A 13,997-nucleotide genomic window follows, 5' to 3' on the forward strand; every position below is an offset into this window, starting at 1 on the left:
TCGGGTTGCCCCGGAGCCGTACGGGACTGCGGGCGTCAGGCCTCGTTGGAGCCGGCGTACATCTCGGTGATGGCGTCGGCGTACTCGCGCTCGACCACCGGCCGCTTGATCTTGAGGCTCGGGGTCAGCTCGCCGTGCTCGATGTCGAGGTCGCGCGGCAGCAGGGTGAACTTCTTGATCGTCTGCCAGCGCTGCAGCTCGCCGTTGAGGCGCTGGACGAAGCCCCCGATGAGCTCGTTGGTCTCCGGGGCGGCGACCACCTCGGCGTACGACTTGCCGGCCAGGCCGTGCTCGGCCGCCCACGGCATGAGGACGGTCTCGTCGAGGCCGATCAGCGCGGTGCAGAAGTTGCGCTGGTTTCCGATCACCAGGATGTTGCTGACGAACGGGCAGATGGCCTTGAACTTGCCCTCGACCTCGCTGGGGGCGACGTACTTGCCGCCGGAGGTCTTGAACATGTCCTTCTTGCGGTCGGTGATCCGCAGGTAGCCGTCCTGGTCGAGCTCGCCGATGTCGCCGGTGTGGAACCAGCCGTCCGGCTCCAGCACCTCGGCGGTCTGCTCCGGCATCTCGTGGTAGCCGCGCATGATGCCGGGGCCGCGGAGCAGGATCTCGCCGTCCTCGGCGATCCGGACCTCGGTGCCGGGCAGCGGCAGGCCGACCGTGCCGACCCGCGTCGCGCCGTCCCGGTTGACGGTGGAGCCGGCCGAGGTCTCCGTCAGGCCGTAGCCCTCCAGGATCGGCACGCCGGCACCCATGAAGAAGAAGCCGATCTCGGGGGCGAGCGCGGCGCTGCCGGAGACCGAGCCGCGCATCCGGCCGCCGAACGCGGCGCGGATCTTGGCGTACACCAGCTTGTCGGCGAGCTTGTGCTGCAGGGCCAGGCCGAGCGGCGCGGTGGCCTTCCCGGTGGCGATCTGGTTCGCCTGGGTGGTGCGGGCGTAGTCGCGGGCGACCTTGGCGGCCCACAGGAAGATCTTGTACTTGGCGCCGCCCTCGGCCCGGGCCCTGCCGGCGATGCCGTTGTAGACCTTCTCGAAGATGCGCGGGGCGGAGGCCATCAGGGTCGGCCTGATCGCGGGCAGGTTGTGGATGATGCGGTCCACCCGCCCGTCCACCGCCATCACGTGGCCGGTGGCGATCTGGCCGGAGATCAGCGTCTTGCCGAAGACGTGCGACAGCGGCAGCCACATGAACTGGACGTCGTCCGCGCGCAGCAGACCGCTCTGCTCCTGGGCCAGGCCCTCGTACGCCCAGCAGTCGTGCACCAGGCGCACGCCCTTGGGGCGGCCGGTGGTGCCGGAGGTGTAGATGAGGGTGGCGAGCTGCTCGGGCTCCAGCGCGTCGACCGCCTTGTCGACGGCGTCGGGGTGGTCGACGAGGTACGCGGCACCGCGCTCCTCCAGCTCCGCCAGGGTGAGCACGGTGAGGCCCGCGGTCTCCGGCTGCCCGGCGGGGGCGTCGAAGAGGACCACCGTCTCCAGGGCGGGCAGCTGGGCCCGCTGCTCCACCACCTTGGCGAGCTGCTTCTCGTTCTCGGCGAACATCGCCCGACTGGCGGAGTTGGCGAGGATGAATGCCGTTTCATCCGCATTGGTACTGGGGTACACCGTGGTGGTGGCAGCACCGGCGCACATGTTCCCGAGGTCGGCGATGATCCACTCGACCCGGGTGGTCGAGGAGACCGCCACGCGGTCCTCGGACTCGATACCGAGCGACATCAGGCCGGCGGCGACCGCTCTGACCCGCTCCGCGGTCTGCGCCCAGGTCAGCGAGCGCCACTGCTCGGCCCCGGGCGCGCCGTCGGCGGCATGCTCGTCGACCGGCACGGGGTACCGGTAGGCCTCACCGTCGGGCGTGGCCTTTACCCTGCTGAGGAAAAGATGGGCCACGGAGGGCGGACGCCGCTCGATCATGGACTGCACGGAACTCAACGAGGACCTCCGGGGGGCGGGTGGCCGAGGGTGAGGGACGGGCGGCCGTGGGGGCGGCCGGGCCCGGCCCGCCTTGTTAACCAGCAAGTAACAAGAACCAGGCAGCAGCCTAGGGCGTGCGCGGCCGTTCCGTAAGGGGGTCAGGGCAGCTGGCACGCCGTCGGACCTGCAGTGCAGACGGGATCCGCCCCCGCGACAGGGCGGTCCTAGCACGAAATACCCAGTTGCGAGTAGACCTAAATGAGGATGCGCGCATCCGCGTCGAGGACGAGAGTGTCACGGTGCTGATCAGACTGTTGCGGGCCCACCTCGGGCCCTACCGCCAAACGATCCTGCTGCTGGTCCTGCTCCAGCTCGTCTCCACCATCGGTGCCCTCTACCTGCCCACGCTGAACGCCGACATCATCGATCAGGGCGTGATCAAGGGCGACACCGGCTACATCCTGCAGATCGGCGGCGTGATGATCGCCGTCTCGCTCGCCCAGGCGGTCTGCTCCGTCTGCGCCGTCTTCCTCGGCGCCCGGACGGCCATGGCGGTCGGCCGCGACATCCGCGCCACCGTCTTCGACCGGGTGCAGAGCTTCTCCTCGCGCGAGCTCGGCCAGTTCGGCGCCCCCTCGCTGATCACCCGCACCACCAACGACGTCCAGCAGGTCCAGATGCTGGTGCTGATGGCGTTCACCCTCATGGTGGCCGCGCCGATCATGTGCGTCGGCGGCATCGTCATGGCGCTCAACCAGGACGTCCCGCTCTCGGCCCTGCTGCTCGCCGTCGTCCCGCTGCTCGGCATCGTCGTCGTCCTGCTCGTCCGCCGGCTGCGCCCGCAGTTCCGCGGGATGCAGGTGCGCATCGACGGCGTCAACCGGATCCTGCGCGAGCAGATCACCGGCATCCGGGTCATCCGGGCCTTCGTCAAGGACGGCCACGAGCAGGACCGCTTCGCCGGCGCCAACCAGGACCTCGCCGACGTCTCGCTGCGGGTCGGCCGCCTGATGGCCTTCATGTTCCCCACCGTGATGTCCGTGGTGAACATCTCCAGCGTCGCGGTGCTCTGGTTCGGCGCCCACCGGATCGACAGCGGCAGCATGCAGATCGGCGCCCTGACCGCCTTCCTCTCCTACCTCATGCAGATCCTCATGAGCGTCATGATGGCCACCTTCATGTTCATGATGGTGCCGCGCGCCGAGGTCTGCGCCGAGCGCATCCAGGAGGTCCTGACCACCGAGCCGACCATCGCGGCCCCCGCCTCCCCGGTCACCGAGCTCGACGGCCGCGGCCGGCTGGAACTGCGCGACGTCGAGTTCCGCTACCCCGGCGCCGAGGCCCCGGTGCTGCGCGGCATCGACATCCTCGCCCGGCCCGGCCAGACCACCGCGATCATCGGCTCCACCGGCTCCGGCAAGTCGACCCTGCTCGGCCTCGTCCCCCGGCTCTTCGACGCCACCGGCGGCCAGGTCCTGGTCAACGGCGTGGACGTGCGCGAGATCGACCCGACCCGGCTCTCCGAGGCCATCGGCGTCGTCCCGCAGAAGCCCTACCTCTTCACCGGAACCGTCGCCTCCAACCTCCGCTACGGCCGCCCCGAGGCAAGCGACGAGGAACTGTGGCAGGCCCTGGCGACCGCCCAGGCCAAGGAGTTCGTCGAGAAGTTCCCGGAGGGCCTGGACGCCCCGATCGCCCAGGGCGGCTCCAACGTCTCCGGCGGCCAGCGCCAGCGCCTCGCGATCGCCCGGGCCCTGGTCCGCAGGCCGGAGATCTACCTCTTCGACGACTCCTTCTCGGCCCTCGACTACGCCACCGACGCCAAGCTGCGTCGGGCCCTGGCCACCGAGACCGCCGACGCCACCGTCGTCATCGTCGCCCAGCGGGTCTCCACCATCCGCGACGCCGACCGGATCATCGTGCTCGACGAGGGCGCCGTCGTCGGCAGCGGCACCCACCAGGAACTGATGGCCGACAACCCGACCTACCGGGAGATCGTCCTCTCCCAGCTCACCGAACAGGAGGCGGCGTGACCACCCCCGGCCAGAAGCCCCAGCGCAGCGCCTCGCAGGAGGCCGCCGCCCGCCGCGGCCCGGCCGGCCCCGGCCGGTTCATGGGCGGCCAGGGCGCCGAGAAGTCCATGGACTTCAAGGGCTCCGGCCGGCGGATGCTCGGCATGTTCCGCCCCGAGCGACGGCTGCTGTACGGCGTGCTCGCCCTCGGCGCCGTCAGCATCGGCTGCGCGGTCGCCGGCCCGTACGTCCTCGGCCATGCCACCGACCTGATCTTCGCCGGTGTGGTCGGCTCCCAGACCCAGGCCGGCATGTCCGAGCAGCAGGTGCTGCAGCAGCTGCGCCACGACGGCAAGGGCGGCGTCGCCGACGTACTCTCCACCGTGCCGTTCACCCCCGGCCAGGGCATGGACTTCGACGCCATCGGCACCGTGCTGCTCTGGGTGCTGGCGATCTACCTGGTCTCCGCCGTCTTCGGCATCGTCCAGGGCCGGCTCGCCACCACCGCCATCCAGCGGATCGTCTACCGGCTGCGCCAGGACGTCGAGTCGAAGATCGCCCGGCTGCCGCTCAGCTACTTCGACCGGCAGCCCCGCGGCGAGGTGCTCAGCCGGGTCACCAACGACATCGACAACATCGGCCAGTCCATGCAGCAGACCACGGGCCAGGTGGTGAACTCCCTGCTCACCATCGTCGGCGTGCTGGCGATGATGTTCTGGATCTCCCCGCTGCTCGCGGTGATCGCGCTGATCTCCGTCCCGCTGTCGGTGGTCGTCGCCGCGCGGGTCGGCAAGCGGGCCCAGCCGCAGTTCGTCGCCCAGTGGCGGACGACCGGCGCGCTCAACGCCCACATCGAGGAGATGTACACCGGGCACACCCTGGTGAAGACCTTCGGCCGCCAGAAGGAGGCCGCGGAGATCTTCCGCCGGGAGAACGAGGCGCTGTACGACTCCAGCTACCGGGCCCAGTTCATCTCCGGCATCATCCAGCCGGCGATGATGCTGATCGGCAACCTCAACTACGTGCTGGTCGCGGTCGTCGGCGGCCTGCGGGTGGCTAGTGGCGCGCTCTCCATCGGCGACGTGCAGGCCTTCATCCAGTACTCCCGGCAGTTCAGCCAGCCGCTCACCCAGGTCGCCTCGATGTCGAACCTGGTGCAGTCCGGCGTGGCCTCCGCCGAGCGGGTCTTCGAACTGCTCGACGCCCCCGAGCAGACCCCGGAGCCGGCCATGCCGGAGCGCCCCGCCGAGCTGGCCGGCCGGGTCGCCTTCGAGGACGTCGCGTTCCGCTACGAGCCGGAGAAGCCGCTCATCGACAGCCTGTCGCTGAAGGTCGAGCCCGGCCAGACGGTCGCCATCGTCGGCCCCACCGGCGCCGGCAAGACCACCCTGGTCAACCTGCTGATGCGGTTCTACGAGGTCAGCGGTGGCCGGATCACCCTGGACGGGGTCGACATCGCCGCGATGTCCCGCGAGGAGCTGCGCGCGGGCATCGGCATGGTGCTCCAGGACACCTGGCTGTTCGGCGGCAGCATCGCCGACAACATCGCGTACGGCGCCGACGGCGCCACCCGCGAGCAAGTCGTCGAGGCCGCGAAGGCCGCCCACGTCGACCGCTTCGTACGGACCCTGCCGGACGGCTACGACACCGTCATCGACGACGAGGGCACCGGCGTCAGCACGGGCGAGAAGCAGCTGATCACCATCGCCCGGGCCTTCCTCGCCCAGCCGTCCATCCTGGTCCTGGACGAGGCGACCAGCTCGGTCGACACCCGCACCGAGGTGCTCATCCAGAAGGCGATGGCGCGGCTGCGCACCGGCCGCACCAGCTTCGTGATCGCGCACCGGCTCTCCACCATCCGGGACGCCGACGTGATCCTCGTGATGGAGAACGGCTCGATCGTGGAGCAGGGCTCGCACGACCAGCTGATCGAGGCGGAGGGCGCCTACGCGCGGCTCTACCAGGCGCAGTTCGCCGAGGCGGTGGCCGAGGTCGACTGACCGGCTGCCGCGACGGTCCGACCGTTGTCGGGGGAGGTCCGGGACTTCCGGGCCTCCCCCGACGCATGTCCGGCCGCTGTCCCCGTGCGGCGCGCGGCGCGCGGCGTCCGCGGGCTCGGGAGGTGTACGGCCGCACCGCACGGGTGGCCGCACCGGGGAGGCAGCCGCACCGCCCGGGCGGCCGCACCGGGCGGGGAAGATCGCGCTAGCGTGGCGGGGTGACCGACACCGATACGGCGCTCGCCGACCCGTTCGAGACCTACCGGCGCTACCTGGGCGCCGTCGCCTACCGTCTGCTCGGCTCGGTGGCCGACGCCGAGGACGTACTGCAGGAGGCGTGGCTGCGCTGGCAGGCCGCCGACCGCGCCGTGGTGGCCGAGCCCCGTGCGTTCCTCACCACCGTGGTCACCCGGCTCTGCTACGACCAGCTCGGTTCGGCCCGGGTGCGGCGCGAGGAGTACTACGGCGAGTGGCTGCCCGAGCCGGTGGTCTCCGACGAGGCCTCCCCCGCCGACCTCGCGGAACTCGGCGAGTCGGTGTCGATGGCGGTGCTCACCGTGATGGAACAGCTGAGCCCGGCCGAGCGCGCCGCCTTCGTGCTGCACGACGTCTTCGCGGTCGGCTTCGACGAGATCGCGGCCACCCTGGAGCGCAGCCCGGAGGCCGCCCGGCAGCTCGCCTCGCGGGCCCGCCGGCGGGTGAAGGAGGGCACCCGGCGGGGCACCGTCGACCCGGCCGAGCACCGGCAGGCGGTGAGCGCCTTCGCGGCGGCGACCGCCGGCGGCGACCTCCAGGCCCTGCTGGCGGTGCTCGACCCGGACGTCGTCTGGCACTCGGACGGCGGCGGCGTGGTCAGCGCCGGGGTCCGGCCGATCGTCGGCGCCGACCGGGTCTCCCGGCTGGTGGTCGGCCTGGTCACGAAGTTCGTCTCCCCCGAGTCCTCGTTCGCCTTCGCCCTGGTCAACGGCGAGCTCGGCCTGGTGGTGTACTCCTCGCCCGGCGTGGTGGGCGGCGTGATCGCCTTCACCATCGCCGACGGCCGGATCGCCGAGGCCTACGTGGTGGTCAACCCGGAGAAGCTCTCCCACCTGAAGTGACCCACCGCTGAAGTGGCCCACCGCTTCGGAGAACGGCGGAGGCCGCCACCCGGTGACCCGGGTGGCGGCCTCCGCCGTCCGCGGTGCCGACGCCGCTACTTCTTTTCCTTCGGGGCTTCCGCGTCGGTGGACAGCGCGGCGATGAAGGCCTCCTGCGGGACCTCCACCCGGCCGACCATCTTCATGCGCTTCTTGCCCTCCTTCTGCTTCTCCAGCAGCTTCCGCTTACGGGAGATGTCACCGCCGTAGCACTTGGCGAGGACGTCCTTGCGGATGGCGCGGACGGTCTCGCGGGCGATGACCCGGGAGCCGATGGCGGCCTGGATCGGCACCTCGAACTGCTGGCGGGGGATCAGCTTCTGCAGCTTGCCCGCCATCATGACGCCGTAGTTGTAGGCCTTGTCCTTGTGGACGATCGCGGAGAAGGCGTCAACCGCGTCGCCGTGCAGCAGGATGTCGACCTTGACCAGGCTCGCGGACTGCTCGCCGATGGGCTCGTAGTCGAGCGAGGCGTAGCCGCGGGTCTTGGACTTCAGCTGGTCGAAGAAGTCGAAGACGATCTCCGCGAGCGGCAGGGTGTAGCGCAGTTCGACGCGGTCCTCGGAGAGGTAGTCCATGCCCTGCAGGCTGCCGCGGCGGGACTGGCAGAGCTCCATGATCGCGCCGACGAACTCGTTGGGCGCCAGGATGGTGCCGCGCACCACCGGCTCGAACACCTCGGCGATCTTGCCGGTGGGGAACTCACTCGGGTTGGTGACGGTGTGCTCGGTGCCGTCCTCCATGATCACACGGTAGATCACGTTGGGAGCGGTGGAGATCAGGTCGAGGTTGAACTCACGCTCCAGGCGCTCCCGGATGATCTCCAGGTGCAGCAGGCCGAGGAAGCCGCAGCGGTAGCCGAAGCCGAGCGCGACCGAGGTCTCGGGCTCGTAGACGAGCGCGGCGTCGTTCAGGCGCAGCTTGTCGAGGGCGTCACGCAGCAGCGGGTAGTCCGAGCCGTCCAGCGGGTAGAGGCCGGAGAACACCATCGGGCGCGGGTCCTTGTAGCCGCCCAGTGCCTCCGTGGCGCCCTTGTGCATGGAGGTGATCGTGTCACCGACCTTGGACTGCCGGACGTCCTTCACACCGGTGATGATGTAGCCGACCTCGCCGACGCCCAGGCCGTCCGACACCTTCGGCTCCGGCGAGATGACGCCGATCTCCAGCAGCTCGTGGGTGGCGCCGGTCGACATCATCGCGATGCGCTCGCGCTTGGTGAGCTGACCGTCGACGACACGGACGTAGGTGACCACGCCGCGGTAGGAGTCGTACACCGAGTCGAAGATCATCGCGCGGGCCGGAGCGTCCTCGACGCCGACCGGGGCCGGGATGTTGTCGACGATGTGGTCCAGCAGGTCCTCGACGCCGAGGCCGGTCTTGGCGCTGACCTTCAGCACGTCGTTCGGGTCGCAGCCGATGATGTGCGCGATCTCGGCCGCGTACTTCTCGGGCTGGGCGGCCGGCAGGTCGATCTTGTTGAGGACCGGGATGATCGTGAGGTCGTTCTCCAGCGCCAGGTAGAGGTTGGCGAGGGTCTGCGCCTCGATGCCCTGGGCCGCGTCGACCACCAGGATGGTGCCCTCGCAGGCCGCCAGGGAACGCGACACCTCGTACGTGAAGTCCACGTGGCCCGGGGTGTCGATCATGTTGAGGATGTGCGTGGTGCCGGCGTTCGCGCCGGTCCTCGGCGCCCACGGGAGGCGGACGGCCTGCGACTTGATGGTGATGCCGCGCTCACGCTCGATGTCCATGCGGTCGAGGTACTGGGCACGCATCTGCCGCGGGTCGACGACACCGGTGATCTGCAGCATCCGGTCGGCGAGCGTCGACTTGCCGTGGTCGATGTGGGCGATGATGCAGAAGTTGCGGATCACCGCCGGGTCGGTCCGGCTGGGCTCTGGCACATTGCTGGGGGTCGCGGGCACCTTGGTCCGATTCTCCGTGTGGTCCGGGGGCCGGGGTGTCCAGGTCATCGCTGACCGGCTTCCCGGGGACCGGACGGTCTCGTCCGATCGATAATGGCTCCCCCTATCCTCCCACGAGCCCGACCCCCCGTGACGGCGAGCCGGTCGGGGCCGGGCCGACGGCCCGACGGGGCCTCCGGCGTGGCTTCCGGGCGGGACCTCCGGCGATGCTTCCGGTGAGGTATCCGGTGGTGCTTCCGGGCAGCGGGCGGGGCTTCCGGGCGGGGGCTTCCGGGCGGATCGGGAAGGATGGCCGCCCATGATCCTCGAGAGTGCACTGCTCGACGTCCGCCCCGGCGAGGAGGAGGCCTTCCTCGCCGCCTTCACCGAGGCCCGGCCGCTGATCGCCGTCCAGCGCGGCTTCCGCTCGCTCCGGCTGCGGCGATGCCTGGACGAGGGCAGCACCTCACGCTTCCTGCTGCAGGTGGAGTGGGAGACCCTGGCCGACCACACCGAGGGCTTCCGCAACTCCGCCGAGTACCAGCAGTGGCGGGAGCTGCTCCACCACTTCTACGAGCCGTTCCCCGTGGTGGAGCACTACGGGGAGCCGGTGCTCACGGCCGAACCGCCCACGGTGGCGGGCTAGCACCGGCGACGGGACCGGCCGAACGGCGCGGCGGGCAGGCAAGGCAGCCGCGGCGGGCGTCCAGGCGGGGTGTCGGAGGGCCGACGCGGGCCGGATCCGGCAGGGCGTCCGGTTTGGGGGCGGCCGACCGCCCCTGGTAGCGTGGGGCGCTGCACCTGGTTTCGGCATGCCCTCTCAGCTGGTCCGGAGCCGCCGTGGTGCAACCGTCGAGACCGTTACACACAGACTGAGGCTCATTCGTGGCGAACATCAAGTCCCAGATCAAGCGCAACAAGACCAACGAGAAGGCGCGCCTGCGCAACAAGGCCGTCAAGTCCTCGCTGAAGACCGCCATCCGCAAGGCCCGTGAGGCCGCTGCCGCCGGCGAGAACGAGAAGGCCACCGCGCTGGCCCGCGAGGCCGCCAAGGCCCTCGACAAGGCCGCCAGCAAGGGCGTCATCCACAAGAACCAGGCCGCCAACAAGAAGTCGGCGATCACCAAGCTGGTCAACGCCGCCTGATTTGCGCGGACGCCCCACCGCTTCCCGCGGTGACGGCACGCCGGGCACGCCCCGGAGGTCGACGCGATCGCGGCCCTCTACCCGCCTCCGCCGACCAGCACCCCTCGGAACCGCACCGGCCCTCTACCCGGAGCCCCGAGGCGCATGACTCCGTACCGCACGCGGCCTGCGTTCGCCACGCGGGTGCGGTACACCAAGCTTCATCGAGGAGCCGGTCCACCGGAACCTCACCGACTGCCCGTCCGGTCTCCACCGGACGGGCAGTCCGCGTTTTCGGCCGGAGCCGGCCGCTGCCGGCCACTGCCGGCCGGAGCTGCTCCGGCACGACCACCCTCGACACCTTACGCAGCCGGTTCGCGACTCTCTGTCACGACCGGTTGACCGGTATGGTTCGGTCCTACCACTTCGCCGGACGGCCACTGGGGGCTCCGATGTCGACACCACCGCCGCCACCGCACGCCGGGGTCCCCCACGCCACCGGTCCCGGCACGTACGCGGTCGGCCCCGGTCCCTACGGGCTCGGCGGTGCGGCCGGTGTCAGCGGCATGGCCCGCCCGGGTGTGGCGTCTCCCGGCGGTGGCGCGCCCCGCGGTGGCGCTCCCGGTTCCGGGAACCCGGGCGGACGCGGCACGCGGCGCGGACTGCTGTGGGGCATCGGCGGTGTCCTGGTGGCGTCCGCCGTGTGGGCCGCGGCCGTGCTCACCGTGCCCAAGCTGGTGGCCACCGGACGTCAGGCCCCGGGCACCGGCTCGTACCACTCGGTCAGCGACATCTGCACCACGACCAAGCTGAGCTCCTTCGAGCAGCTCTACCCCTCGCAGTACGGCAAGCCGTACCACTACGCCACCCGGCACCCGGCTCTCGACGACATGTACTGCAGCCAGTACCTGAAGAAGACCGGGGCGGACACCGACTACATCTCGCTGTACGTCGAGGCGCAGCTGCACAAGGCGGTCGACCCCGAGCCCGAGTTCGAGGCGCAGCGGTCCGGACTGCAGCAGCGGAAGTACCAGATCACCTCGGTGCCCGACCTCGGACAGGACGCCTATCTCGGGTACCTGGACGACCCGAACAGCTCGGACTCCAGCTGGCACTACATCACCCATGTGCTGTACGTGCGCGACCGCGGGCTGACGTACTACCTGAGCTGGTCGGGCTCGTTCCAGGAGGGCAAGACGACGGCGCCCGACCGGGAGCAGATCCGGCAGGCGCTCGTGGTCGACAGCCGGGCGCTGCTGCGGGCACTCAGCGGCTGAGCACTGACGGCTGCGACGGGCACGGCCTTGCTGCGGCGGGCGGTTGTGCTGCGGGGCCGCCGTGCCGTCCAGTAGTCGTGGGTGTTGTACGCGCTGTGCGTCAGTACGGGCGGGCGCCGGAGCGGGCCGCGCGGGCGACGGCGACCACCGCGCGCTCCAGGGCGTACGCCGGATCGTCCGACCCGCCCTTGACGGCGGCGTCCGCCTCGGCGACGGCGGTCAGGGCGGCGGCCACGCCGTCGCCCGTCCAGCCACGCATCTGCTGGCGGACCCGATCGACCTTCCACGGCGGCATGCCGAGCTCGCGGGCGAGGTCGGCGGGGCGCATGTTCCGGCCGGCCGTGGCCAGCCGGCCGATGCTCCGGACGCCGGAGGCCAGCGCGTAGGTGATGCCGGTGGGCGGCTGGCCCACGGCCAGCGCCCAGCGCAGCCGCTCCAGTGCCTCCGCCGCGCGGCCGGTCACCGCGAGGTCGGCGACCTCGAAGCCGGTGGCCTCGGCGCGGCCGCTGTAGTAGCGGGCGACGGCCGCCTCGTCGATGGTGCCCTCGATGTCGGCCGTGAGCTGGCTGCAGGCGGCGGCCAGCTCGCGCAGGTCGCTGCCGAGCGCGTCCAGCAGGGCCTGGCAGGCCTCCTGGCCCGCCGACCGGCCCAGCTGCCGGAACTCGTTGCGGACAAAGGCGAGTTTGTCGCCGCTCTTGGTCAGCTTGGCGCACTGCACCTCGCGGGCGCCGGCCTTCTTCGCGGCGTCCAGCAGGCCCTTGCCCTTCACACCGCCCGCGTGGACGAGGATCATGATCACCTCTTCGACGGGCGAGTCGAGGTACGCCTTGACCTCCTTCACCGAGTCGGCGGAGAGATCCTGGGCGGCCCTGACGACGATCACCTTGCGCTCGGCGAAGAGCGAGGGTGTGGTCAGCTCGGCGAGGCTGCCCGGCTGCAGGGCGCCCGGCGCGAGGTCCCGGACGTCGGTGTCGGGGTCGGCCGCCTTGGCTGCGGCCACCACCTCGGCCACTGCGCGGTCGAGCAGCAGCTCCTCCTGGCCGACCGCGAGGGTCAGCGGGGCGAGCAGGTCGTCGGGTGCACTCTTCCTGGCCATCGCGTACCAGGATCGCACGGAGCGACGACACCCCCGGACCGTCCGCCGCCGACGGCAATTGCAGAATGGTCCGGTGATCGAGAACCACGCCCGCCAACTGCTCGTCCTGCCCGACCGCGATGCCGCCGAGGATGCCCGGGAGGACTTCGCCGCCCGTTTCCCCGACCTGGACGACCCGGAGCTCGTCCGGGACGCGCTCGCCGGTGAGGACGATGCCGAGGACGCCCAGTGGCTGCTGGTGCTGGAAGCACCCGAGGACGGCTGGACGCCGGCCGTGCTGGCCGAACTAGATGCCGTCGCCGGTGCCCAGAATGGCTGGCGCGAGGAGGACTGAGCCGGCGCGGTGGCACGGCGGCCGCCGCGTTCGACGCCTGAGGTCGTGATGCACCGGGCCGAGCCTCGCGGGGCCGGGGACGTGCCCGCTGAGATGGGTACCTCCGCATGACGGTGCGGGTGCGCGTGTCGGGTGCGGTGTGCGGTGCGGGTGTCCGGTCGGTGTCCGGTCGGCATGGGTGGTATCGGCAGACCCTGGCTACCCACCAGCCGGGCGCCGCATGATGGGGATCATGGAGATGGACCGTCGTGAGCTCGCCGATTTCCTCCGTCGTTCGCGTGAGCGGCTGAGCCCGCATGATGTCGGGCTGCCGGCCGGATCGCGCCGCCGAACCCCGGGTCTGCGCCGCGAGGAGGTCGTGCAGCTCGCCGGTATGTCTGCCGACTACTACACGCGGCTGGAGCAGGCGCGTGGCCCGCAACCGTCCGTCCAGATGCTCACCGCACTCGCCCGCGCGCTGCGGCTCTCGGAGGACGAGCGCGACCATCTCCACCTGCTGGCCGGTCACCGGCCGCCGGCCGGGCGGCAGGCCGGGGAGCACATCCGCCCGGCGCTGCTTCACTTGCTGGACCAGTTGAAGGAGACGCCGGCTCAGATCGTCAGCGACCTCGGCGATCTGCTCGCCCAGAACGCCATGGCCACCGCGCTGTTCGGCAGTGTCTGCTCGCTGCGCGAGGAGGAGCGGAACGTGGTCTGGCGCTGGTTCACCGATCCGACGGTGCGCCAGGCCTACCCGGAGGACGAGCGCGACCACTGGAGCCGGGTGCACGTGGCCGACCTGCGCGCCGCAGTCGCCCGGCGGTCGCGGGACGCCACGGCCGGGGCGTTGGTGGCCCGGATCGCCGCAGCAAGCGAGGAGTTCGCCCAGCTGTGGGAGCTGCACGAGGTGGCTGTGCGCCGCACCAGCCGGATGTGCGTGGTGCATCCGGTGATAGGCCCGATCAGCCTGGACTGCGAGGCGCTGCTGACGCCGACCGAGGACCAGCGGCTGCTGCTGTTCACCCCAGCCCCCGGCACCACCGCAGCCGGTTGCCTGGAGCTGCTCCGGGTGGTCGGGACGGAGCGCTTCGGCGCTGGTACCGGCGGCACGGCCACGCAGCACGACGAGGTCAGATGACGGCCGGTTCGGCGGCGGGCGGGGTGTGAGCCGACCAGGGCCGGGCGGCAGGCGACCGGTGGTTGAACTGGTGGGTACGC

At 71.1% G+C, this 13,997-nt stretch carries 11 protein-coding genes; 8 read left to right on the forward strand and 3 right to left on the reverse strand.

Annotation, left to right across the window (positions count from 1 at the left end; genetic code table 11):
• Positions 1-35: 35 nt before the first annotated feature.
• Positions 36-1,934 (reverse strand): AMP-dependent synthetase/ligase, encoded by a 1,899-nt coding sequence (locus AB0P35_RS14325; RefSeq protein WP_363510410.1) that lies wholly within the window; start codon positions 1,932-1,934, stop codon positions 36-38.
• 281 nt (positions 1,935-2,215) lie between these two features.
• On the opposite strand from AB0P35_RS14325, the gene AB0P35_RS14330 reads away from it, so the two are divergent.
• From AB0P35_RS14330 to AB0P35_RS14340, 3 genes are all read left to right on the forward strand, one after another.
• Positions 2,216-3,949, forward strand: a complete 1,734-nt coding sequence (locus AB0P35_RS14330; protein ID WP_095874929.1) for an ABC transporter ATP-binding protein — start codon at positions 2,216-2,218, stop codon at positions 3,947-3,949.
• 80 nt (positions 3,950-4,029) lie between these two features.
• On the forward strand, positions 4,030-5,928 hold the full coding sequence (locus AB0P35_RS14335) for an ABC transporter ATP-binding protein (protein WP_363510538.1): 1,899 nt from the start codon (positions 4,030-4,032) through the stop codon (positions 5,926-5,928).
• Between the two features lie 218 nt (positions 5,929-6,146).
• Positions 6,147-7,025, forward strand: coding sequence for a sigma-70 family RNA polymerase sigma factor (locus tag AB0P35_RS14340; protein WP_363510413.1), 879 nt, complete (start codon positions 6,147-6,149; stop codon positions 7,023-7,025).
• Between the two features lie 95 nt (positions 7,026-7,120).
• Here the strand turns inward: AB0P35_RS14340 and lepA are convergent, their stop codons facing one another.
• Positions 7,121-8,989 carry a translation elongation factor 4 gene (lepA, locus tag AB0P35_RS14345; protein ID WP_095875671.1) on the reverse strand — a complete coding sequence of 623 codons (1,869 nt, stop codon included), beginning with the start codon at positions 8,987-8,989 and terminating at the stop codon, positions 7,121-7,123.
• 298 nt (positions 8,990-9,287) lie between these two features.
• On the opposite strand from lepA, the gene AB0P35_RS14350 reads away from it, so the two are divergent.
• The 3 genes from AB0P35_RS14350 to AB0P35_RS14360 all read left to right on the forward strand — a co-directional run bounded on the left by AB0P35_RS14350 (position 9,288) and on the right by AB0P35_RS14360 (position 11,370).
• Positions 9,288-9,614, forward strand: a complete 327-nt coding sequence (locus AB0P35_RS14350; protein ID WP_363510416.1) for an antibiotic biosynthesis monooxygenase — start codon at positions 9,288-9,290, stop codon at positions 9,612-9,614.
• Between the two features lie 239 nt (positions 9,615-9,853).
• Complete coding sequence (gene rpsT, locus AB0P35_RS14355; protein WP_095874926.1) at positions 9,854-10,114, forward strand: 30S ribosomal protein S20; 261 nt, start codon at positions 9,854-9,856, stop codon at positions 10,112-10,114.
• A 668-nt stretch (positions 10,115-10,782) separates the two neighbouring features.
• Complete coding sequence (locus tag AB0P35_RS14360) at positions 10,783-11,370, forward strand: hypothetical protein (protein WP_363510420.1); 588 nt, start codon at positions 10,783-10,785, stop codon at positions 11,368-11,370.
• 100 nt (positions 11,371-11,470) lie between these two features.
• Here AB0P35_RS14360 and holA read toward each other — a convergent pair whose 3' ends face one another.
• On the reverse strand, positions 11,471-12,466 hold the full coding sequence (holA, locus tag AB0P35_RS14365; RefSeq protein WP_363510423.1) for a DNA polymerase III subunit delta: 996 nt from the start codon (positions 12,464-12,466) through the stop codon (positions 11,471-11,473).
• Between the two features lie 97 nt (positions 12,467-12,563).
• On the opposite strand from holA, the gene AB0P35_RS14370 reads away from it, so the two are divergent.
• Positions 12,564-12,800 carry a hypothetical protein gene (locus AB0P35_RS14370; RefSeq protein ID WP_363510541.1) on the forward strand — a complete coding sequence of 79 codons (237 nt, stop codon included), beginning with the start codon at positions 12,564-12,566 and terminating at the stop codon, positions 12,798-12,800.
• 232 nt (positions 12,801-13,032) lie between these two features.
• Positions 13,033-13,917, forward strand: a complete 885-nt coding sequence (locus AB0P35_RS14375; protein ID WP_363510426.1) for a helix-turn-helix transcriptional regulator — start codon at positions 13,033-13,035, stop codon at positions 13,915-13,917.
• Positions 13,918-13,997 lie beyond the last annotated feature (80 nt).

Origin of the sequence: Kitasatospora sp. NPDC085879 (genome assembly GCF_040686255.1) — a bacterium.
Classification (GTDB): domain Bacteria; phylum Actinomycetota; class Actinomycetes; order Streptomycetales; family Streptomycetaceae; genus Kitasatospora.